Source organism: Bradyrhizobium ferriligni, from assembly GCF_056837965.1.
Window position 1 is genome coordinate 1 of sequence record NZ_JBXEJO010000029.1, and the last position, 23,287, is coordinate 23,287.

The 23,287-nt window shown below is 62.6% G+C and carries 10 protein-coding genes; 5 read left to right on the forward strand and 5 right to left on the reverse strand.

What is annotated here, in order from left to right:
- Positions 1-93 precede the first annotated feature (93 nt).
- From AC1VNY_RS18580 to AC1VNY_RS18590, 3 genes are all read left to right on the forward strand, one after another.
- Positions 94-3,849: a hypothetical protein gene (locus AC1VNY_RS18580; RefSeq protein ID WP_482406273.1), complete on the forward strand. Its 3,756-nt coding sequence runs from the start codon at positions 94-96 to the stop codon at positions 3,847-3,849.
- Positions 3,850-3,852: 3 nt separating this feature from the next.
- Positions 3,853-11,979: a hypothetical protein gene (locus tag AC1VNY_RS18585; RefSeq protein WP_482406274.1), complete on the forward strand. Its 8,127-nt coding sequence runs from the start codon at positions 3,853-3,855 to the stop codon at positions 11,977-11,979.
- An 84-nt stretch (positions 11,980-12,063) separates the two neighbouring features.
- Positions 12,064-12,627 (forward strand): murein hydrolase activator EnvC family protein, encoded by a 564-nt coding sequence (locus tag AC1VNY_RS18590; RefSeq protein WP_482406275.1) that lies wholly within the window; start codon positions 12,064-12,066, stop codon positions 12,625-12,627.
- Between the two features lie 368 nt (positions 12,628-12,995).
- Here AC1VNY_RS18590 and AC1VNY_RS18595 read toward each other — a convergent pair whose 3' ends face one another.
- Complete coding sequence (locus tag AC1VNY_RS18595) at positions 12,996-15,452, reverse strand: hypothetical protein (protein WP_482406276.1); 2,457 nt, start codon at positions 15,450-15,452, stop codon at positions 12,996-12,998.
- 1,019 nt (positions 15,453-16,471) lie between these two features.
- A complete protein-coding gene (locus tag AC1VNY_RS18600; protein ID WP_482406277.1) occupies positions 16,472-16,666 on the reverse strand; it encodes a hypothetical protein in 195 nt (64 codons plus the stop codon).
- 382 nt (positions 16,667-17,048) lie between these two features.
- On the opposite strand from AC1VNY_RS18600, the gene AC1VNY_RS18605 reads away from it, so the two are divergent.
- Positions 17,049-18,233, forward strand: a complete 1,185-nt coding sequence (locus AC1VNY_RS18605; protein WP_482406278.1) for a S8 family serine peptidase — start codon at positions 17,049-17,051, stop codon at positions 18,231-18,233.
- A 48-nt stretch (positions 18,234-18,281) separates the two neighbouring features.
- Positions 18,282-18,530 (forward strand): hypothetical protein, encoded by a 249-nt coding sequence (locus AC1VNY_RS18610; protein ID WP_482406279.1) that lies wholly within the window; start codon positions 18,282-18,284, stop codon positions 18,528-18,530.
- A 515-nt stretch (positions 18,531-19,045) separates the two neighbouring features.
- Here AC1VNY_RS18610 and AC1VNY_RS18615 read toward each other — a convergent pair.
- The 3 genes from AC1VNY_RS18615 to AC1VNY_RS18625 are packed head-to-tail and all read right to left on the reverse strand — an operon-like array spanning position 19,046 to position 22,198.
- A complete protein-coding gene (locus tag AC1VNY_RS18615; protein ID WP_482406280.1) occupies positions 19,046-20,476 on the reverse strand; it encodes a hypothetical protein in 1,431 nt (476 codons plus the stop codon).
- The gene (locus tag AC1VNY_RS18620) at positions 20,463-21,518 is read right to left on the reverse strand and encodes a caspase family protein (RefSeq protein WP_482406281.1); all 1,056 of its coding nucleotides are present in this window, start codon (positions 21,516-21,518) and stop codon (positions 20,463-20,465) included. Before AC1VNY_RS18620 ends, AC1VNY_RS18615 begins: the two co-directional genes overlap by 14 nt.
- On the reverse strand, positions 21,518-22,198 hold the full coding sequence (locus AC1VNY_RS18625) for a M12 family metallopeptidase (protein WP_482406282.1): 681 nt from the start codon (positions 22,196-22,198) through the stop codon (positions 21,518-21,520). The genes AC1VNY_RS18620 and AC1VNY_RS18625 overlap by 1 nt, the downstream gene beginning before the upstream one ends.
- Between the last annotated feature and the right edge of the window lie 1,089 nt (positions 22,199-23,287).

Below are 23,287 nucleotides of genomic sequence, written 5' to 3' on the forward strand. Positions count from 1 at the left end.
GCCCCGGCCCAACCCGTGCTCGGGTTCCAAATTGGCGGTGACTTTGATTTCTCGGCTGCCGTCTTCACGATCGACAGGTCCAGCAAGACAGGCGTGGCCGGACAGATCCAGGCCGCCGTGGGCCGGCTGGCCGTGAAGCTCGACGGCGGACAGCTCAAGGCTTTGGCCGATCCATTGAACACCGCCGCCGTCACGGCACGTCTGGTCGTCGATGTCGGTGTTGCACAGAACCCGGCGCATCCCGCTCCGGCGCCGTTCAAGATCAAGGTGAGCGCGCTGGGTGTCGTGGCGAAGGGGCCGAAATACCGGCGCTACGAACCGGTGCTCGAGCAGTTGCCGAAGGTCAACGCAAAGGACGTGCCCGGCTGGTTCGACGAGACGCCGGTGCAACGCGATCCGTATGGCTGGAGCATCCTGCGCACGCTCGGCCTCGCCGCCGGCATCAAGCTTTACGACACCGAGAAGCGCGACTACCTGACGCCGGCAGACACCTTGCGGCAGCTGCAGGGATCGTTCCATGAGGTCCTGCCGAGATACCGGCACGACGACGTCGGTTGTCCCTTCGTCGACGTCATGACCCATGCCGGCGGTACGCTGTCGCTGGCCTCGTTCGACGGCGGCATGCGCGGCGTCAGCGCGAACGACGCTGCCGAGTTTCTTGCTGGCCCGGCGCTGTCGCTGGTCCAGATCTCGTTGCGTCCGACCGTCGACCGGTTTGCCAAAACCTGGGTCGACAAGGGGACGGAAACGGAAGGCTGGACGCCAACGTCGATCGATAAGGTGGCGGCGTATTTCGCGATCCGGGCGAAGCCCGGCGTGAAGGTCACACTCGACCTCGACACGCTCACCGGAGCCTCGCACCTGGTCGCGGTCGCCGAGGTCATCGATCTCACCTCTGGACTTGCGAAACCGCCGATCGTCACGCTGGCGCCGAAGAATTTCGACCCGGCGCTCAAGGATCTGCGCGCCGCGATGCTCGACGGAACGGGCGAGCAGACGACGCTCGACATCACGGCCAAGGGCTCGGGGTCCGGCGATCCGGTCACCGTCGCGATCGCGCGGGTCATCGTAAGCTCGGGGGATGCGGCGACGCTGTTCGGCCCGGACGGGTCTGTCCCCTGGGCAAGCAATGCGCAGGTCAGCCAGATTACCCAGCCGGTCGATTTCAGCTCGAGCGAGGTCAGCGCGTTCGGCCGCTTCCCCGACCTGACTGCGCCACGGGTTCGGGCTCTGACCGGGACCAATGGCCATCCTTCGTTGCTCGCCGCCATCACAAGCCTCAAAAGCTATACCCGCAAGCGTCTGCCGGAGGGCTGGCCCAGCGCAGACGACGAACCGACCTTGGTGGCGCGTATCCCGGATTGGACGCGGCGCTTCTTCGACTGCGGGCCGCCGACGCCGCCGAACCTGTTGGAAGCTCCGCTGTTTGCGATCGCCGAAGTCACGCGACCGGAGCCGTGGCGGGTCGGTGTGGCTCCCGACGGGACGATGCAGGTAACGTTCGTGCACGACGACCGAAAGCGCCGTCTCAAGCGCTACGCGATCAAGCCGTTCGGACGCTATGACGGCTTCGCCGACGCGCTGTTGCATGCAAGCGACCCGGATACGGTCCCGGCGCCGCCGCGGCTCGGAGGCGCCTGGAGCGATCCGATCGCCGGGAGCCCGGATCTGCAGCAAGCGTTCGAGGACAATTGGAGCCGCCGGTTCTTCGACGTCGTGATCCCACGGACCGAGCCGCTCGCGCCGCCGGTTTTGGTGGATGCCAAGCTCGTCGAGATCATTCCGCCAACGCCTCACGGCCAGACGAAGAAGCCTCCCCCGCGTCAGGTCCTCGAGTATCTGTTCGCGCGGCATACGGAGGAAATTCTTTCCGAAGCCAACGTCACCGTTGAAGGCGCATTGTCGTTCGAGACGGTTTCGTTCGGGTTCTGGCGCGAGTTTCCAATGCAGACCTGGGCGAACGATGTTCAGCCCAACATCTCGACCACCGAGGGCTTTGGCGATTGGAATAACCGGCCGGCGGTTCCCAAGCTCATCGAGAGCGCCGACGCCTTTGGAGGTCTCGCACGCGACGACCAAGGGGGCGTCGGACGGTATCCGGACGGTTGGCGCGGCGCGCTCGCGCTACGGACGGAGGCGCTTCCGTACTTCTTCCGCACCCATGTTGCGGCGTTCGCTTCCGCGGGCGTCGTGGTGTCGGATCCTGTCGTCGCTACGGTCGAGGAGGGCCACTACGAACTCGGATTGCCCTGGACGCAAGGGGGCGCCGACGATCTCGAAGTGCCGACGCCGGCGCCATATTGGTCGGTAAGCCGGCAGAGCGCTCCGCTGCCTCCCGGCCTCTGGGTCACTTTCGGGCTTCCGCTGGTCCGCCTGTTCGATTCAATGCCGCAGGACTCGCGAAAGGCATGGCTCCGGGGACGTGCCATTCCGGATGTGTTCATGCTGCCCGACCCGGTGGTTCGCTACGAAATTGCGGTCGTCGCTGCTGATGATGCCGGCTTGTCGTCGGCGTCGACGGAAATCGACATCATGGGACAGCAGCGCGCCGCGACGCCGGGCAGCCCGACATCTCGCTTCGGGGCGAATCTGGTCGGTCCGCTGTTCGACCCGGCAAACGTGCCGGCGCCGCATCTGGAGCGGACGCCGAACACGGCAACCTGGAATCTCTATCCAAAGGTGCTAGTCTTCCAGGGGGCTGCGTTGTCCACGGAGTTCGCTCCCTCGATCAAGCCGGCGGAACATCCATCCGGCAACGTCACCGACGCCCTGCAACTGTTCGAAATCAGGCCGACGGATTTCGTCGCCTTTTGTGGCATTGCACCGACGACCACGGTTCAGTTCACCGTGCTGCCGCCGACCACTGCTCCGGGTTGGCCCGCATTCAAGGCGGGCGTTGCGTCATGGCGCGCGCTCTATGCGCCCTATATCGCGGCGAGCGCAGCCGCAAAGGAGATCACGGATTTCCTCGATCTGTGGATCAATGCGAATCCGGCCGCACCGCCACTGCTCAAGAGCTTCAGCACCAGCGCCTTCACTGCGGGCCTGCCGCGGCTGACCAGTCCATCGCCGGCCGTCGTGATGGCGCAAGTCTCGCCGCAATGGGCGTGGCCGTTGAAGCCGGATGTCGGCGTCGACCAGCGTGCCGCGATACGCGCGATCGTCCCGGTCACCGCGGCGAACTACACGATGGCCGAGTTCTCGCTGGGCGTCGCCACCCCCATCATCGCGGAGATGCGCCGCGTCCTTGCAACGCGCGACGAGATTGACAGCCGCTTCATGAATTACGCGCCGCTGACGGTTTCGCTGCCGGCCGGCGCGATCGCCGACGACGCGCGGAAGCTGGCAGACGCGCTGCTGTTGCCCGCATGCACGGATGTCGTCATGGCGATCCCGATCGCGGTCAAGCTGACGCCGCCCGATCCGGGCCTTTCGGCAAGAATCCAGGCCCTGGTGAAGGCCGTCGAAGCCGAGCACTTCACTGCCGTTGCGATTATGGATCTCGGCGCCCTCGAAGACGGTGTCGCCGAGACCATCGAGGTCCATCTGCCTTGCGGCGCGCTGGCCAAGGCCGCAATTCAGTCCGCGCTCAACGCGCTCGACCCGGCGGCGATCGGCGGCAAGAAACCGTGGTCGCTGCTGTTGCGACAAGCGCCAGACGATGCGGATCGATCCAGCATCATGAACGCGATCGACGGCCTGGCGGGACTTGCGGACAAGGACGCCCTCAAGCGCTTCGTCGACCGCGCCATCACCGATCAGATTTTCGGCGCCGGCCGGTTGCCGCGCGTGAAAGCCTATCGTGGTATATCCACGCCGCAGCAAGATCAGCTTGCAAGGAAGGTCTGACCTATGGCCGATCCGATGACCGCATTTCGCAGGCTGCATATCGACGGCCCGGCTATAGGCAGTAACGATCCGCTCTGGCAGGCCTGGCTCGACCTCGGTTACGAGAACGCCGCGCCTGCCAATTCGCCCACGCTGCGCAACCATTCGATCCGCCTCCTGCTGCAACGGGCTTCGCCGCGACAGGTGCATGTTCGGGGAAAACCGGACGTCTTCTTCCAGGAGCCGATGCTGCTCGCGACCGCGGCGACGGCGGTGGACTTTCGCAACAATCCGGCGGGCGCACCCTTCATCAAGATCGGCAAGGCTCAATTCACGCCATTCGCGCTGGCCGAATTGCATCAGCCCGCCGCGGCGGTTGCCGCGTCGCGATACGCCGAACTGCGGGTCGCTCCGAAGTCGGGCTGGCCTCCGACCGCGGACGGTTTCACCGCGACGAGTGGCGTGTTCGAATTGGCGGCGCCCCGGCTTGCTGCGACCCGCGGGCACATTCACGTCGGCTGCGCGCGGGATGCCGAGCCGAAAGCCGGCGATGGCGCAGACAGGCGTTACGCACTGACCCGATTGCTTGCGATCGACTGGACCGTGCCGGGGAATTACGTCAGGATTTTTGGCGGGTTGTTCATCCCTCGTCGCAAGACCGCAAAACCCGTCCCCGGCCACGCCGCAGTTTCGGACGCCATCGCTTTCGATCTGACGCCGGAGGGCGTCGAGTTCGACGCGCTGGTGCCTGATCCCTTCAGCGAGAGCACGGCCGACCCGGTCGACTTCACGAAATCCGGGCTGTCGTTGCGGTTTCGCCTGGTCGTGTTCGACAACGGGGACGGGCTTGCCGGTTTGCAACTGGATTTGATTGGCCAATATGTCTCGTCCGCGCCGGGCGCCGTGGCGCCGTTCACCTACCTCAACGCCAAGCTGGCGTCGCTGTCGCGCAACCTCGCCGAGCAGAGCCGTTGTCTTCTGGTTCAGGCCGACACGGGCAGCATTCCGCCGTTGGCGTGGCCGCTCGTCACCGGCAACAATGCAGGATCGCCGGTCTGGACCTGCGAGAACCCGCAAGGCATCCCCGCGGCAAGCCTGGTTCCGGCGGTTCGGTTGCTGGAGAACTCGGTGACCGCGCGTTTGTTGACGCGTCAGGATTTCGGTGGCGGCGAGCCCGGTGTTGCCGAGTTCTCCCGCCACAAGACCATGCTGTCGGCGCGCCGTCCGGCCGACGGGTTCGTCCTCACGATCCAGTCGCAGGCAAAGGACTGGACCGGCACGACGAATCCGGCGTCTTCCGATCTCACCCTGACGTGGAGCGAGACGGCTCCGCCTTCGATCAATCCCGACAAGGTCGAGATGTCGTCGTTCACGGGTATCGTCGAAAGCGCGCCCCTTGCGGCGCGGCTGCAGAATGTCTGGGCGCAATCCGGGGCCATCGCGCCCGATAGGCGCCCGCCCTATGCGTTCATTGCGCTGGAGCGCGGCTGGGTTCAGATGCCGTTGCCGCCGGCGCCGCAGCCGAGCGATCCGAAGCTCTCGCTGGTGGCTGCGGATTCGGCCTTTCGAGGCTATCTGCGCCTTGCGATCGGGACCGCCAACATCGACGTGCCTGCCGACGACCCGAAATTGCCCGGACTTGAAATCGTCGCGGCGCAAAACATTCTGGTCACGGTTACCTGGAGCAAGCCGGATATCGGATCGTCGCGCACGATCGTTGCCGTCGTGAACGGCGCGGCCGGAACGCTCGAGGGCGCATTGTGGTCGGGTGAGGCGAGCCCGTCACCGACCGACGTGCTGCCGCCGCTGGATGCCGGCCCGGCGGCGCTCGCCAGCGTTCCCATTTCATTTGGCGTGGACGGCCCGGGCAACTGGAAAGTGACGGTCGATGCGTTCACCGAGCGCGGTCCGTCCACGATCAAATTCCCGCTGCCGCTGCTCGGATCGGCCACCAATCCGGTACTGGTCTGGCAGCCGCATCCGACGCTTGCGCTGGTTTCGTCGATCTCGATGACCCGGACTGCCGAAAGCGCGATGCGTCCCTCGGCAACACGTGAACTCGTGCCATCGGAGGTGGTCGGCAGTTCGACTGCGCCGCTGGTGTTCAATTTCGTCAGCCCCGACGGCGCTATCACGCGGTTGCCGCATATCGACGTCGCGAAGCTGCCGCAGCCGGCAACCGCGCATGGTGACGGTCGCTGGCGTTGGCCGTGGCCAAAGACGACGGTCATGGCGCAGAAGGCCTATCCATCATCGCCGGCGGAGGCCGCCGGTGTGGCGCTGGCCTCGCTGACGCTGCCGGGCATCGAGTTCACGGCTGCGACGGATGCGAAGCTGCCGACGTCCGACAGCCAGATGCGGGTTTCGCTTCGTTTCGATTTGCCGATTCTCGACGAATTGTTCGCAAACGCCAAGGCGCCCGAGACAATGCCGCCGGCCGCGCCACAGCCCGCGGCGGCGCCCAAAGGCAGCAACCTGCCCACCGCGCTCGACATGGTCGCGCTGTCCGCTGTCTGGGCCGAAAATGCGCGGCGGCTGGCGCGCGCGCGGACCGAAGCGGACCGGGTCGTGCTGTTGGAAAAAAACGACGGAAGCGGCCAATCCCTCGTCGACCTTTGGCATCCATTGTCCGGTGTCGCGGGTGGCGTGGTTCGCGGCATAGCCGAACCCTATGTCTGGAAGCCGGCGACGTTTTCTTTCAGCGCGTTACCGATGAAGCCGAACAATATCGCGAGCACGGACATCAATCTCGGCTCCTATTGCCTCGGGGCGGGTGATGGGTGGCTGTCCGGTCCCGCCGCATTGGGTGGCCTGCCCGATACGACGAGCTTCCGGATCAGCGGTGCCGAACTGCAACTGGTGCCGGCCACAGCGCCTCCCGGCGAGATCAGGGTCAACGGTTTTGCGTCGTCGTCGTTTGCGTCCGCCGATCCTGCCGCGCCAGCGGTCGGACATCTTCAGGACGCGCGCGGCCTGTCGCTTGCGAAGGCTCCGGACCTGATGAGCCAGCCCCAGTTTACGGGCCGGGCGGCGATGCTCCGCGCCGCGCCGGATGATCGCAGCCTGATCCTCGCGACGCTGCGGCAGCCGGCCAGGGTCAAGATCGGCACTAGCGTGTGTAGTTTCTGGTTCCGCGATCTGCCGCTTCAGCAAAACCCGGATACGCACACACCGAATGTCAGCACGCTGATATTCGACCGGTCGGGCGGTCTGGAAACCGCATTTGGGCCGGATCCCGCCGCCATCAATCGCAACCGGCTGGCCAGGACGCTTTACGAGTGGAGCTTTTACGGTCCGCCGGAGCCGGGCGCCACGGCACCAAAACCGAAGCCGTCGCGCGGCCGGTTCGAATTCGATCTCGCAGGTCCCTTGGCCGCGCTTCCGCTGCGGCTGCTCGACGTCGGATTTTCTGCGAACGGCCAGCTGGAGAATCTCGAGATCCTGGTCTCGGTGCAGTACAGGTCGCCATCGTCGGATGGCATCGACGTGGCGCCGTTCGCCGCGGAGACGATCTACACTACCGGCAATCTCGTGAAGATGACGTTCGAACCGGATCCGGATCCCGCCGCGCCGTCCGGCAGCCTCAGGCTGAAGGCCATGGAACGGTGCGAGCTGAAGGATCCGTCCGATCCGGCGGCGGCCTCCGATCCCTTCGTCGTATCGACAAGACCGATTTCGCTGGTTTCGGATATGACCGTGAATCACGGGCCGTCCGGCCAAGGCCGCTTTCCGACATCGCAGGCCCAGCTCACGTTCGAATTCAAGCCCGCCGTCAAAGGCAATGCACCCGATATCGCGGCGGCGAATGTTCGCGTGCGCCTGTTCGGACAGGATTGCAATCTCGACACCAAGGACGCGCATTTCACGGCGGACGGATTGGAGGCGACGTTCACGGCGCCCGCAGGGCAAAATGGATTGCTCGATCTGAAAACAATGCAGTTGATCTGGTCCCGCAACGCGGACGGCACGCCGGCCTGTCCGCAATGGTATCTCAGCGAAGGCACACTTCGCATTCCGCTGCGCGATGAGGCCAACAGCCCGATCGCCGTCAAGCGCAGCTTTGACAAGGAGGGCAAACTGCAATGGCTGGGGCTATCCTTCGCGAATGCCGGCGACGAGGAGATCGTCGATCACGATCTGGGCGTGATCACGATGAAGATCCAGACCGACGTCAAGCTCGCTGACGATCCGGCGCTGTTCCGCGGGTTGCCGCTTCCCGACGGCCGGTTGCGCGGGGCCGTAGCAGTCGTATTCAAGAAAACCTATGCCCCCGACGGCGTAAAATGGCCTGATTGGCCCAGGCCCGGTCTCGGCTCGGTATTCGCAGAGTTCGCCTTCGACGCCGAGGGAGCAGCGGACTTGCCGCAGCGGATTACCGCGGTCCGTCATCGACACAAGAGCGCCGTCGATCAGACCAAGAAGCCGAGCTGGCGATCGCGCCTCTTGATCGACGCGGCGTTTGCGGCCCCAAACCTCAATACCAGCTCGGTATCATGGCCGGTCGGGCGGGTCACGATTGCGATTCCGGCGGCCTCCGATCCGGCGATGCGGCCATTTTCGGATCCCGCCAATATTCGCTTCAACCCGGACGCTGCCTTGCCGGGTGACTGGAAAGCGAAACTGCAGGTCAACGGCACGAACGATCCGGCGCAACCGACGCTGACGCTGTCGCACCAGGTCACGCCGCGGATCTGCGCCCATGAACTTCCGACGGATCTGCTCGCGCTCGACGCAGCCGGTTCCACCATCATTCTCAACAGTCCCTGGCTTTTCAGGGCCGTCGTGGATCACGTCCTGCAACCCTCGTCCGGGGCGTGGCCCGTCCAACCGGGCCAGCCAGCCGCGGGCGAACTGAAATGGACGTCGATCGACGAATTGGCATTGTTCGACATGATACGGCTGGTCGAGAGCGCCAAGCTTGCTCCCGATCCCGCCCGCGATCGCTACGCATTTCTCGCAAGGTACAAGGACAACGCCTCCGACCCGGACATCCGGATTGCCGGAGTCGTGCGGCGCGCGCTCGCCGATGCGGGCTTCCCGGTCGAATACGTCATGCAGGCATTGAAGACGTCCTCGCCGAAGCCGTCACTCGTCCTGACCGGTGCCGCGGTCACCGAAGTGGTCACGTCGCCGGCGAAACCGGACTTCGGCGTTCCGCTGGTGTTGCAATGGATTTTGCCGTGGGCACCGATGAAGAACGATCCCGACGGCAAGGTGGCGCTCGGCGTTTTGTCCAGCTGCCCCCAAACTGATGACAAGATCCGCACCTACGACATCGCGCTTTACGATGCTGCGGCCGGCGCACCGCGCCCGCTCGACGGTTTGCCGGTCAGTTCGTTCGCCGCCCAGGATGGAACGCAGAGGCTGATCGAAGCCCGGATGTCGGCGATCGTCGGAGGCGGTCGGGCTCGCACGATGGTACCCGTCGATCAGGCGATCCTGCAGCCGACGGATGCCAGCGTGGCTTTTCTCAGCCGTCCGTTGTTTCCGCGCACGCTGCTGGCCCTGAGTGCGGTCGCAAAAGCCTTTGCAGGATTGGCAAATGCGCCGGGCGCTCCGTTTGCGTCGCGGATCAGTTGCGTCACGGCGCGCGATGAGCCGCTGAACGACAACGGAATGCGCCTGGCGCAGGAGGTCAGGTTTTCGGTCACGGCATGGAAGCCGGGGCAGCAGGTGGACGAAACACCGGCGCCGGCCGTCTCGATCATCGTGGCCGACGATATGGCGATCCATACGGCAGAACTGCCTGCCGCGACGGCCCAAATGCTGGTCGATCCCTCCGACAACAGCGTCGTCCTCGACGGGCCGCAGCGCGCTGACGCTGAGATGCTTGCACTTGGATTGAGCGCCAGTCCGCGGGTGATCATCCTGGCAAGCGTGGACAGCAGCTATTTGACGATTCACGATACGGGCGAGCTGCCGCAGGCTGCCGCCACAGCGCTTCCGCACGTCTCGTGGCTTGTGACAAAGGGAGCGGAGCCCGCGCTTTCGGTTCGCAGGGCGCACACGCTGCGCAAGATGTTCGATACGATCTATGCGTCGCCGGCGCTGGGTTGGCCATTGATGCCGCGCGCCGCTGAACTTGCTTTGGCTCACGCCGACCTCGGCGCGGAGGAGGTTCGCCGCAACGATCAGGCATGGGCAGGGCGCGTCCGCTCGGCGGCCTGGCCGGCCATTGCCTGGGATCGCAGCGTCGTTCCTCAGGAAGAGATATCCGCGGACAAGACGATCGAAGGCGGGTATTGGCCAGACGATGCCGCCGAAGTTCGCAGCAGTGCCTTTGTTGCCGCCGGGCAGCGCGTCGCGTTGCGGCGGGCCGCCGCCAAAAATCTGCGCTCGGCGCCCGACCGGCTGTCGGTGCTCGCACCGCCGCGCGCCCGCGCGCCGACGGTCGATGCCATGGCGGGAGCATTCCGACAGGCTCGCAATCCCCTGCCATCGGACACCAACAAGGCCGCCGACCGGCCGGGGCTGGCGCCGATGCTTCCGGGCGCGATCGAAGCCACCGTGACCGGCCAGCGGCCCGGCGTGTTGCTCACCCAGTTCGAGGGCTTGCTGCTGACCTCCTCGATGGTGCCGTTCGATTCGCAGTTCGACCGCTTCGGCCGTCCGGCCTGGCGCGCGCCGCTCACGGTCCATCAGGTGCGGGCGCCGCGATCGTCGGCGCTGCCCGAGATTTCGGATCTGACGATCCGGCGCAAAACCTATGTCGCGGCCGATGAAATCGGCGCCGGCGGCCACCTCAAGACGTTCAAGGTCGTGCTCGGGCCGGCGCAAATTATTCGTTTCGACCGCAGCGGCGACGTCAACAGCCCGCATGCCGTAACGATCGCGGTGCAACAGCCCGATCAGGGGCGACTTTCCGCTGACTGGGACGGCAAGATCCGATTGATGGTGACGGTGCCCGGTTCGAACCCTTCCGCGGCAGTAGCGCTGGCGCGGATCGGTCTGCTGCCATCGCCCGGTGGGGTCATCGAATCTCCACGGTGCGAGCTTGCTGTGGGAGATACGCTGATCGTCTTCACAAGATTGACATGGGGGATCGATGCAAAAGGCAAACCGGTCGCCGATCCGATGCGACTGCCGGTCGAACTCGCCGTGGAGGGACCGCAGGGGGCTTTGGCTCAAGCTGCGGTCGCGCAGGCCTTGAACAACGCTTCCGCGGATACGCCGGTGCGATTGACGATCCGCGGGACGACACCGATAAAGCCCGAGATTACGACCGATCCGACACCGCAGCCGAACGGCACTATCAGTCTTGACCCCAATGCGGTCACAAAGCTCCGTCCGGGGCCACCGCACGTTCTGGTGTTCAACCTGCCGCACATTCCGAGCCGGCAACGCTGGCTTCCGGTCCAGACATTTACGCTCGCTTTCGGCGATCCTGCCTATGATCGCGAGTTGGGGAGCCCCATAACCAGCTATCAGTATGCCATCGCAAATGTGCCGCATTGGCTGGCGGTCGATCGCGCGGAATACGATCCGTCCGCGAAAATCTATCTCGCATTCTGGAAGCGGGAGAAGGCGCCGGACAAACAACCGGAGCCGCCGACGTCGGCGAACGGCTGGTCATTGACGCTCCAGATCGTCCCTCGTGACGGTAGTCCCCCGCGGCAGCTGCAGATCGCGGCGACGACGCCTACGGAAGCGCCGCCTGTCAAGGCTCGGTATCTCGTCGAAGGGTGCCAGCCCTATGTGATCGCTCTTTCGTCATTGCGGGAGCCGGTCGATCCCAAGAAACCCGCGGCCGACGTCCTTGTTCAATTTGTTGCGGGTGATCGTCTGCAAATCACCGTAAGCAACGACTCCGATCCGACCCAGCAATTGACGCTCAGCGTCGGGATCATCGCCGAGCCGGTGCTGCCGCCGCCGGCTTCGACCTATGGACTCGCGACACTGCATCGCCTGCCGGCCGCCGTCGGTACCGCATTGTTTGCGACCGCGCCGCTTCCGCAGGCAATTGACTTCCCGGACCTGTTCAATGATCTCGTCGCCGGTCACGTCAGGCGCCGTGGGTTTTTCCTGTGGCCGTTGACGGTCAATGACGCGCCCGTCGCCGGCAAGGAATTTGGCTGTCTCGTGAAGGTCGACCGGACCGGAGGTGGCCAACTTCCGCAGGAGCGACAGGACTTTCAAGTCTACGAGAGCTGAGCGTCCGGACGCGGATTTGTGGCTGCCTCGCTCCGGGAGATTGAAGAATCAATACTTAGCAAACCAACTTTGAGGAGAGGCATCATGGCAAGCATCGACGACGTCATCGCAATCACGCCGACACTCATGACTTCCACTCTGTTGCGGGGAGGACCGGGCAGTTTCGGTGCACCAAGGGGCGCCGGACACAGCCATCAGGGCGTCGACATCGTCGCCAATCAAAGCTCGGCGGACAAGAGCATCTATCAGGTTCGTGCGACCTCGGATGGCACGGTTGCCTATTGCCAAATCAACGGCTCTGCGACCACCGGCTATGGATATACGGTTGTCATCGATCATCAGAATGGATTTTATACGTTGTATGCCCACCTGGCCATCAACGCCAGCAGCGGGCTTGTGGCGATGGGGCAGGCTGTCGGCCAAGGCGATATCATCGGTTATCTTGCCGATCTTGCCAACGGCGAAAAATCGTCCGGAAATGTTCTGGCGGACGTGGTCGCGCCCTACGACAAAATTCAATTGCATATCGAGTGCTTCGAAGCCCCCCAGGGGCGCAGTTCGACCGGTCCGCTCAAGGATATCAAGGACGGGTGTACGCTCGACGATCCGACCCTCCGGCTTCAGGCCCTCGGCTATCAGTCATTCTAGCGCGCGTGCTTATGAAGCTATCTTGGAGCTGACCAGCGCATTTCATGTGGTTTTAAAGAACTGAGGCGAACCTGCGGAGCCGCTGAATTGCCGACCGTGGCCAGTGGTCCAGGCTCCTTCCCGGAGACTGGCGAAGCCCATCGAGGGCTCGCTGCTGCATTTCGCCGCCCAAATCGACGGCGGAGATTATCCGTCGCGCGTTGCCGCCAAGATGGCGGCTTTGATGCGGCGCGTGGCTCGATCGCTTAAACGGGCGGCAGATCGCGCGCGCTCCGGATCCGCCGAGGTCATCGAAGCATCAGAGGAACGTTTTGGTTCCTGGGCAGCACGGATCGGCTGGGGAAGCCGAAGCGGTTGCAGGCCGCGCTTCAGGACGACCAGCCGAAGATGTCGGCATGATCGACGTCGTCGCCTCGCAGTCCATAGCGTTCGATCAGGAAAGCCTCGATCGCCTTCAAATCGCTCGAGGCTGACGGAACTTCGAGTGTCCACGATCTCAAATACACGACCAGATAGGCTTGGCGGCTGGCAAGCAGCAACTCGTCCGTGAATAGATTTGGGGCGAGGGCGGTGTCCGCGTCCTCGATCAGGTCAAATCCCGCCCGGTGCCGTTCGATCTGTTCCGGCGTCCAATCGTCGTCCTCGGGCATGGGGTAGCGGATGTTGTTGGCGGCATTGGCCAGAATGGACAGTATCTCCCAATCGCGCATGCGCTCCTCGTGCCAGGCGACGAGTGCGGCGCGTCTGGCCGCATCGGCCATGAGCGCGCGCACGGTGAACCCGATGCATGTTGCCGTCTTCTCGTAACGGATCCTGATGTGCTTGAGCGATTCCTCGTGCGAATAGGTTGGCCCAGGTCCTGTTTTGGCGCCGAGGAGCGGGCTTTCCCGGTTCTCGAAGCGCCGCTCTGCCTGGAAGGGGCCGGGTCGCGGGCGGTCGAACTGCGGCGCCTCCACGAACTCGTCGTAGAGCTCGCGATAGGGCCGCGCGATCTGCACCCGGCTCGCCGCGGCGAGCAGGCCGCCCTTCATCGAAGTCAGCAGCCTCTCGGTGGGAACACACGAACTTCGCGAGAGCAGCTCGGCGACGAGTGCGAGGGTGGCCGATGCGCTGCCGGACGGCTTGAACGGCTTGGGATTACCGGCGAGCTTGATCGTAAACCGCACGCCGCCTGGCTCCGATAGGTCCTCGAAGCTGTCGATCTTAGGATCGCGCGCCTTTGGGGTAACCAAAAGCCGGAGCTCGATCCGCGAGGGCAGAAGACAGAGATCGAGATCGGCCAGCGCGACCAGCGAGGTCTGGAACTCGGCGACGAATTCCTCGGCGAGCCTCGTCGAGCGATGGTCATTGTCGAACGTGGCGGTCCATCGGACTCCGAAGGCGCGCCAAGTGACCGCGCGCTTGGCGTCGAGATCGCCGAACGGACGATCGATGAAGTTCTCCTCGAGCGTCGACCAGACCTCGTCCCAAGTCCCCTTGGACCAAAAACCTTGCGGATCGGTCGATGCCACGACGATAGGCTCGCGGAGCGGCTCCGGCCAGCCGGCAAGCGCTTCGTCGATGGCCGCGAGATGCATGGGGCCGGACCGCGCGGCAAGTCCTCTCAATGCTGCGACCTGGCCGAAGTTGGTCTGTATCGACGGATGCTTTTCGGGATCGAACGGATCCGGATCGAGCCGGAAATGAGCCTCGATGGCCATAAGCAGCATATTCACGAAGGAGACCGAATTGCCGGCCCCATCGTCGGCATCGGCGGCGAGGAGCAGCAGCCTGGGCAGCATATGCGCCACTTCGGCGTCGTCCGAGTGCCTGGACACGAAGCCTCCCGCAAGAGCCACGTTCTTCGCCGCGTAGGCGAGCCCGAGCTCCAGGTAGCACTTCGCGAGGATGAAAGTCACTTTCTGAAACCGGGCCATCGAGTCGCCCGTGAACCATCGCAGGTGCACGCGGTGCAGGTCGCGTATCGCATCCAGCAGCTCGTCCTGTTCGTAGAACGTCAGGGCCCGCTCGAAGGTCTTCTCGGCGGCGAAGGCGGGTCCTTTACGCTTCGCCAGCAATCCGTCGGCACGATCGGCGATCGCCTCGAAGCGAGGATGGCGCCCGAGCTGCGACGTTATCGCGGACAGATGGTCGACGAAATCCTCGATGGGAAACAGAGGCGTCTGCTCGGCTTCATCGAGCATCTGTTCCCAATCGTCGAACCCGCGATCGATCGGAGGCTCGCCGGCGCCCTCAGGCACGATCTGCAGGAAGCCCCGGATCGAGAGAAGACCGCTTTTGCGGCCGTGCCCGGGCGCCTCCAGGATTTGCTTGTCGAGCTCTTGCTGCACTTGCCGTCGCCATTCGAACATTTCGTCAGGGGTGACCGAGAACTGATTCAGCGCCCAGCCTCCGAACGCGTACGTCGTCAGCGTTGCGGCATCCTGAAGATCGGAGATCGCCGGCCATTCATGCATGTCGGCGTAGTAGTCCCTGATGCGCGGCAGCTGCGATGTCATGTCGCCCTTGCCCCTCAAGTGGGCGACGGCGACTTCGTAGATGGCCAACCGTTGCAGGCGACGCGGTGCCGCCGGATCGATGAAGCGTTCCATCAGCGCGATCCAAAAGCAAAGGCGAGGACGTGCTTCGTCGCTGGAGGTCGCGTGGCGAAGACCCCATTTTATCTCCGCGAAGTCCGAGTTGCTGACGATCATCGGGGACCGGGAGCGCCAGCGATCGAGATGCTCGGCGTACCAATCGGCCCGTTCCGCCTCCGCGGGCATCAACTCCGCCGGAAGGTGAAGGAACTCTTGCGCGATCCAGAAGACGTCGCGCTCGCTGAGCATCTCGGAGATCGCTGAGCCATCGAATATCTGGAGCTTCAGACCGAATTCGGTTCTCGCCCAAGCCTGCAGCGCGTGACGCCTTGCGACCGGCACGGTGCTTTCGCAGAAATAGACGACCTGTTGCACCGGTTCGCCGGCGACAACCGTGCGCACATCGCGGCGGATCTTCGGCTCGATTCTTTTGTCCAGCGAGCAGGCGAACGCCACCGGTCCATCTGAGGCCCGGTTCTTGAATGTTGCTATGGCCGGCAGCGTGACGTTGGTATCGAAGGTCTCGAAGTCGCGACCCTGGTCGCCGCCGGCACCGACCGGGCCGCTTGCCGGCAGGATGTTGCTGTAGACGCGGGCTCGCGCCAAATAGCGCGACAGGTGCTCGAACTCGTGGTGGCCGTTGCGCGAAGCCAGCTCGCCGAGATGAAATCTGATGATGGCAGCGAGCTGTGCCGGCGTCATGGGGTCCGGAAGGGATTTCGAGAGGGACCCTTCGTGTTCCGCTGCCGGGTCACCCGACACTGATTAGCCCTATGTCCGCCCTCCGGCAACCGGGCTCGAGGGGCTTAAGCGGCCTTTCTTCGCCTCCGATCGCTGGACGCGGCAGTCGGCGAAAGCCAATCGAGCTCTCGGGTAGCGGGTCAGTTTGAAAACGGGTCAGTTTTGAAAACTGACCCATGTGGGTAATTCTTGCGGCTTCGCAGTTTCCTCCAGGGCGTTTGGGGTCATTCGAGAGCCTGCGGGTGCGTCGACGGAGTGCCGCCGTAGTTATAGCCAGACCTTGGGCATCCAGTGTGCGCCTGTACATGCTCGAACTGTTCGGGCTCGGGATAGATGTAGACCGCTCCCTTGCAGCTAGGGCAGCGTTTGAGGGCTGTATTGGGCAATAGCTTCGCCTCGGCAAGGCCGATCTCCAGCCATTGGCCGACAGCGTTCCTCGTTTCGCATACGTCCTTTTCCATCAGACTAATATGGGCCCGGAGCCTCGCGCAGACTAGCCCCAACCCTGCCAAAATAAAACTGACCCACTACCAGCTCTCGACCGGCGAATGTCCCGGCGTCGCGGAGGCGATCTCGTCGACCAGCGTGTAGAGCGAGGGCCGCTCCTTCTGCGCGCCCTGCTGGCCAAGCGGGACCGAAGTGACTTGTAAGGCGCGCACTGCAGCGGCGGGACGATCAAGACGGTCACGCTTGAGCAGGCCGGAACGAGGTGATGTGGTCATGGGGGCATGCGGTCAACGCGAGGCGTCGGTAGCATCGGGTATTGTTTTCCACAGATAGCGCGATGGCTCTGAGATCCGCGCTTTGCTGGGCCTGCGAGAAGAGTGGCCCTGCGAACACCAGGTGACGCCTGTTGCTTGGCTCGTCTTGTAGTTGAGCCCACATTTGAGTAAGTGTGGGGCTTTCAGGGACTTGCTCGAGACCGGTGCAAGTCGTCGCTTACATTGGCGTTTGCGGTTTGCGGGTGAGGCGTCGCAAGCGACGAATGTTCATAGTCAACTATTTTGGTTTCCAGGGCATCGACTGTGTCGGTTTCCAGGGTATCGACCCAACCCGTTTTTGCGATTACCGCAGCGTTCGCCTGCGTCTGAGGACTGACCGTGCATGAGCGAGAATGAAATCAATTTCGCAGTCGAGGACGAGGGCGGCAACGCAGTAGCCGCGGAAGTCTTTGTCAGGATCAGCGATCCTGATGGCGAAGTCGTGGATTTGCCGGGGATGTGCGATGAACGCGGATTGGTATCGTTCACAGTCCCGCCATTGGCGACGTTCGAGTTTCTTCTCGCCAGAGCAGCCGGATTTTGGTCGGCCTACTGCGAAGACATCGAGGATTGCGGCTCGGTGACAATGAGACGCCTGCCGGATATCGAAGAACCGGCGTGGTGGCTCAGGTGCCTTGGAGTCGACGCGAGCAATCTGAGCCGAGGGGCCAATATCAAGATTGGAGTGGTGGATACCGGGTTCGCGAAGGCCGAAGGGATTCTGCATGTCCACGAGATTGCTGGAGCGGAGCAACAAGACAGGGACGATCTGGAGCCGGCGGGACACGGGGAGACCGTCTGCCGGGTGTTGGGCGACCGGAGTGAAAGGGCGCGACAGTGGATGTCGGTCGCCCCCGGTGCCGAGATTTTTTTTGCTGATGCGACGCACGACGACTATCCGGATGCGATAAGCTCGCAGCGCGCACAGGTCGCGATCAACCTCCTGGTCAGAGCTGGCGTTGATCTGATCAATCTCAGTTGGGGCGAGCCCTTCGAAGATGAAGGCGTGCTTGCGGCTATCGAAGCCGCCAGCCGATTGGGCGTCACCATCTTTGCAGCATCAGGCAACGACCCCAACGAGCAGCGGGTTTATTTTCCAGCGCGGCACGAAAGCTGCATCGCCATTACCGCGTTCGGAAGTTCGCAATGGGGAGAAGCGGGGACCCTGGTGGCGTATGATCGCAAGCACAGCCATAGCAGCGGCACAGCTCCCTCCGGGGACGAGATCTATCTGTGGTGCAATAGTACCTGCGGAGCAGAGGTTGATGCGATCGCGCCCGGCGTAGGCATTTTGGTGCAGTGCAGCAATCGAATTCATGCAGCAGTTTCAGGCACTTCGTTTGCGGCGCCGCTGGCGTGCGGCACCCTTGCGGTTGCACTTGGGCAGGACAAGGAGTATCTAAATATGCCTCGTTCGCAGGATCGAACCGAATACGTCAGAAGTGCGTTCTTCAACATGTGCGTGTCCGTCGGGCTAGACCATGCAAGTGAAGGCTCCGGCTCCCCCTTCGCCGCAGAAGGGCGTTAAAGCCCTTTTAGGAGAATCGGTTAAGTTGATGGCGGGGTGGAGGTTTCCATGAAAGAGAAATTGGTGGTTTGTCTCAGCTCGGATCTCATGGTCGCAAACGCCGGCGGCGCACAGCACAATATCCGTGAGATGGTGAAATCAATCCCCAGTCTCAAGATTCTGTCTGGCGACCCTTCGATCTCGGTCAGCGTGGAAATCGATGGTCGGTATAGGGATCGTCTCCGCGAGGCCCTCCACGGTCGTTGCACGGTAGGTCCGGAACTGGCGTTCAGGACGTTGGGATATCGTCGCTCCTAAAGACTGCCTTCCTCACGGCAGCCGCCGTCCCGTGAATCCGTCTCGCGGCAAGGTTGCTGTTGGCCCTGGCAGACCGCTGAGTTCACTGTAAAATAGTCCAGTGACGAATTGTGCCCGTACGCGGCAAGTCGAATTCGAGCACTCAATAGCGAATACAAGCGGCCAAGAGATTTCTGCCGGGTTTGCAGCCAGGGGAAACGAACTCAGCGATTGCACTCCGCTCGCATCTTCCACGCCGTCAACCATCAATAGACGCCACGATGGGAGGTCACGGATTGCAGTGCGCAGTCGGCGTCCGTCGCTCGCATTCCCCCGCGCGCGCACAGACTTAGCAATCTGAAGGGCTATCCAGGCATCTTCTCCCGCCGGCAAGGGCACCAAGACGTCTGTCGTGTCGATCTCTTGTTTCAGGACGTAGAGCGGCAGTGCGCCGCGATTGGCGCCAAAGCCATTTCCCACGCGGCGCTGGAAGGATAAAGACCATCCCTCGCCGCGTGCCTCGTAGACGGGCCTATTCAAGGAAAGAGCTTACGCAGCATCGAATCTAGTTTCGATGCGGGGACACCCAGTATCTTGGTCAATTCGCCCTTATCGTCCAAGCTTAATTCCGGCATTGCGTCTCGAACCGTCGCCGCAGTGCCGCGGACCACATTGAGACCGTGAGTGAGCGTTCTGTACGCTGAATTCAACCGGGTAAGAACGGGGCTCGCGGCATTCGATCGCGCTTGGTCGGCGCGAGCTCTCGCTGCTAAGAAATCCCGCAAGGTCTCCTCCAACCGCTGATCCGCAGCGACGTTTCCCTCAGTGTTGGATGACACCTTCCACATAAGCCAGGGGCTGCCCGGCAACACGAGCGTCGAAATTCGGCTTGCTTCGGAATCTTCAGGAAACACATCCTTCTCGACCAGGCTATATGCCACGGCGAGATCCCAACTGGCGCGCAACATCGGAGGTGAGGTGATATGCCGGGGCACCCCCGGCAAAGGCGTCTTGCGCGCAAGGCAAAGCGCTCGCACATCCGGATGGTCGCTGCCGAGAATCCCGCAAAGATTTCCGGTCACCGTTTCGAAATCGGCCAAATTGTCGGGCTGGTCCCGAAGCAGAAGATGCGCACCCAGGAGGCCGAGCATGGGGGCTTCGAACTTCGCGTTCAGAATCTGATCCAGCACGTCGTCGGACAGAATCCGTCTCTTTTGCGTCAATGCATAGCGCGCGACCTCTTCCAGCCAGGTCTTGTCGCTGCCTGGATCGAACGATTGTCCCGGCGAGATCGAAATCGCCGCATTCTCGATGTCGAGCATCGCGCTCTCGGACCGTCCGTAAGTCGAAGTCGTCCGTTGCAGCAAAAACACCTGCGTCTGCAGATTGCGGGTCGCGAAAATGGCGCGGGTGACACCACCGGCGAGCTGCAATCGATACGATCCCGGCGCGACCGCAGCCGACCAGGCGGCTATCGGATCGCCATCCGTCTCGCGCTTTGCGATCTTAGAGAGATCCAGCTTCATGCCGGCGGCCTCGTCGCTGAAGATTAGACCCTCCGCCGGATTGATCGAAGCCGAGTTGCCAGCACGAGACCAGGCACGGGCGACAACCAGGATCGACGCTCCCGTTCCCAGGGTTTGCGAGAGGTTCTCACTGACACGCCGCACCGTTGCCTGGTGGCTGTCGTGCGAGCGGCTTGTGTTCGCGAGCGGTATGGGCGAGTAGAGATCTGTTGGAGCAGCGATCTTCAGCTCTTGATCTCTGTCGAGGGCGACGATTCTTTCCTCAAGCGTCGGACCGACGCGAACCCGAACCTTGTAGATGTCCGCAGCCAGTGGGCTATTCAAGCGCCCCACGGCACGGGCAACGATGTTCGCGCTGCCGTCGAGCACGGAAATCTCTGCTGGAGCGGAAGCTTCAACAGTGAGCGTGTTGAGTTTCGGTGGATCGCTAGATGGAGACATCTTTAATCACCGGGCTGCCGTCTGCCTGTAACGCCCCCGTCACCTCGAAGGTTTGTTCTGCTCCGCCATACCTTACCCTATAGAAGCCGCGTGGCAACGCCGCCGACCATACCGGCGGAGCCTGATCGGCTGAGGCGACCGTGGCAAAACCCGATCCTTCGATCCAAATCCTTGCGCCGGGATTGGCGATGGAAATCTCGACGGGGAACGTGGCGGCCGCGTTCCAGTCAGGTGCCGCCGCAAGAATATCGAAGGGGTCGGGATCGAATACCTCCGGCATCTTGGCAATTTCATCATCGTCCAGCTCTGCTGCGGAGAGCAGCTTTTTCATGTTGTCTTGCAAGAACAATTTGAGCTGCGCCGTGGTGATGGCGCCGGTTTTGGGGTCTCGTGCGTCTCCCCCAAGTCCCTGCATCAAGGTCGCGGAAAAGACGCCGTGCACGCCGTTTCCAAATGTCTTTTCTTTTGAGATCAGGCGGTCCTTGGCCGAAAAAGCATAGAAGCGGCGACGGGTCCGACCGATCGCGGCCTGCCGTTTGCGAAGAAATGGAGGCGTCAATTCGACGTCCGCCATCGCAGTCCGGCAGGCGTCCTGAAAAAGAATGACTTCGTCGAACCATCCGCCTTCGTAGAACCGGTCGGCCCAGAGCATCGCGGCAATGCTATGGACGCGCTTCAACGTGGCGTTCGCCATCAATACCGCGGACTTGTCCAGCGACGGAGAGAGGCCGTGCCCCGAGAAGAACATCCAGAGGCGTCGGCCGGCCTGATGTCCCAGTCCGGCCTGATTGTTCGCTTCGGCGGCGTTGTCGATATCGGTAAAAAAGCGCTCGATCTGCTCCTTGGCAGGCCGCTCGTCATCGGCATTGGTTGCCGCGGTGAAGGAAGAACTGGTGAGCAATAGCGTGTATTGTTTTTCCACCTTTCCGACGGACGTCACCCAGGTATGGAACGCCCTAGCGTCATTCTCCGCGCCGCAAAGCGCGGAGATTCCGGGGTATCTGTCGATACCCACGACGAGCGCACGATCGGCCAGCGGCATCAGTATTGCTTCTTGATGAACCTCTTGTCTGCATCGGAGAGTTTCGAGTTGAAGCCCACCGAGAACCCTCCGATCGTCCAGGAGGCCGGGATCGGGTACATCATGATCGAGTCCTTATCGAGCTTGGTTCCCGCGATCTCATTCGGCGGATAAGTCTCGAACATATTGTGCTCGATCGTGGCGTCGTCCCAATTGTTGGGCGTGCCGGATAGATCTGCGATGACGGCGGGCTTGTTCCACTTGATCGGCTGATCCGGATTCTGGTGCTCATGAATCAGTCCAAGCGCATGGCCGAACTCGTGCAGGATCACCGCTCGGGCGTCTTCGTCGGTAATCCCTGGGGCGAGCCAACCGAAGTTCATCGTCGGCTCGCCTTTTGCAACCTGCCGACAGGTCGTGCCGATCACCGACCAGGATCCGTCATACTTGAACGAAATACGGATATCGCCGTCCGCTGGTACCCATGAGAAGTTCAGGTTCGCCATCCCAGGCGCTATCCATTCCGATGCAAACTTTCTTACCAGGGCCTTCTGTTCGTCGGTTCCGTCGAGAAAACTGATCCGTATCTCATCGCCCTTTTGCCATTTGCTGTCTTTGACGAGCGCCGCTTTCTCATTGCCATCGGTAGGGGCTTTGTCTTTGAACCAAGCAAAGCACCAACGCTCCGTCTCATCGGCCATTGCAGCCTCCCAATGAATATTCAAAATTGTAAACGTCAAAAAGTTCACGCCCGGCGTCAAACGACGCTGAGGGCGGCAAGCACTGTCCGCGGATCTGAATTGCTCGATGATCGCTCATCCTGGGCGGGAAATCAACGACTGTTACTCGGAATAGGTACACAGCGGACGAAAGTACTGCGAAAGGGCTTTTCCAGCTTGCCCGGGCAATGCACCGGCGCCAGCTCGGTGACACGACCCGGACTTGCTCGACGCTGTCGTCGTCATCGAACCGAGCCCAACCCGATATTGGACAGGCGTATCCCTGTGTTTATGCGGTTGCGCCGTCGCGCGGCAGGACGATTCCCAAAATTGCAAATGCTTCCTTCTCGATCGCCATTTGCAGTGGCAATGGCTCCAACGATGGGTTTGCAGACAAGCATCTATCCGAACAGAGTTTCCCAACGGGACAAACGTCGTCGCGGCACTAGACACCATTGATCCGGTTCGTGGAGCGGCATGTGTAATGAATCACCTCTCCTCTGCGGCGTCCAGCGGCACAGCCAAGCCTTGACGCAAGAGCTTCCCAAGGTTTCGTTCAGCTTCACGCTGAGCGGGGCCGCAATTACCGGGGGACAGGGGCCGGCCGTGTGGCCGTTGCCGACCATTCCTTCGCCGAGATCCGTGCCGGCGATACTACACGTGGAAACCGTCAGGCCGTAGCGAGCTCGATTAGACGGCGCAGTTCATCGGTCGTTGGGGTAGCTATCATGTGTTTCGGCGTGGGGTCTCAACCATGATCGGCGTGGGGGCCCATCGTCTCAATTCGATGAAATCAACAAGCTGAAGGGGGCACGACGACGCCGATGAGGGGCGTTTTCGATCAGCATTCACACGATGAGATTTCGCGCTACTAGCTAACACACAAGAACATGCGGCGCCGGCGAGCCAGCCGGTACCGCCCGGCCCCCTTCGGAAGGCGCCGGCCCTCAGTCCAAAGGGCCGCGAAGCCGCTCGACAAATTCTGTGAGTCCGGAAAGTCCGAGGCTCGCCGCGACGGCTGCTACAACCGATTGCTGTTCGCCGCTCGACGGCTCTCAGGCGCCATGCTAT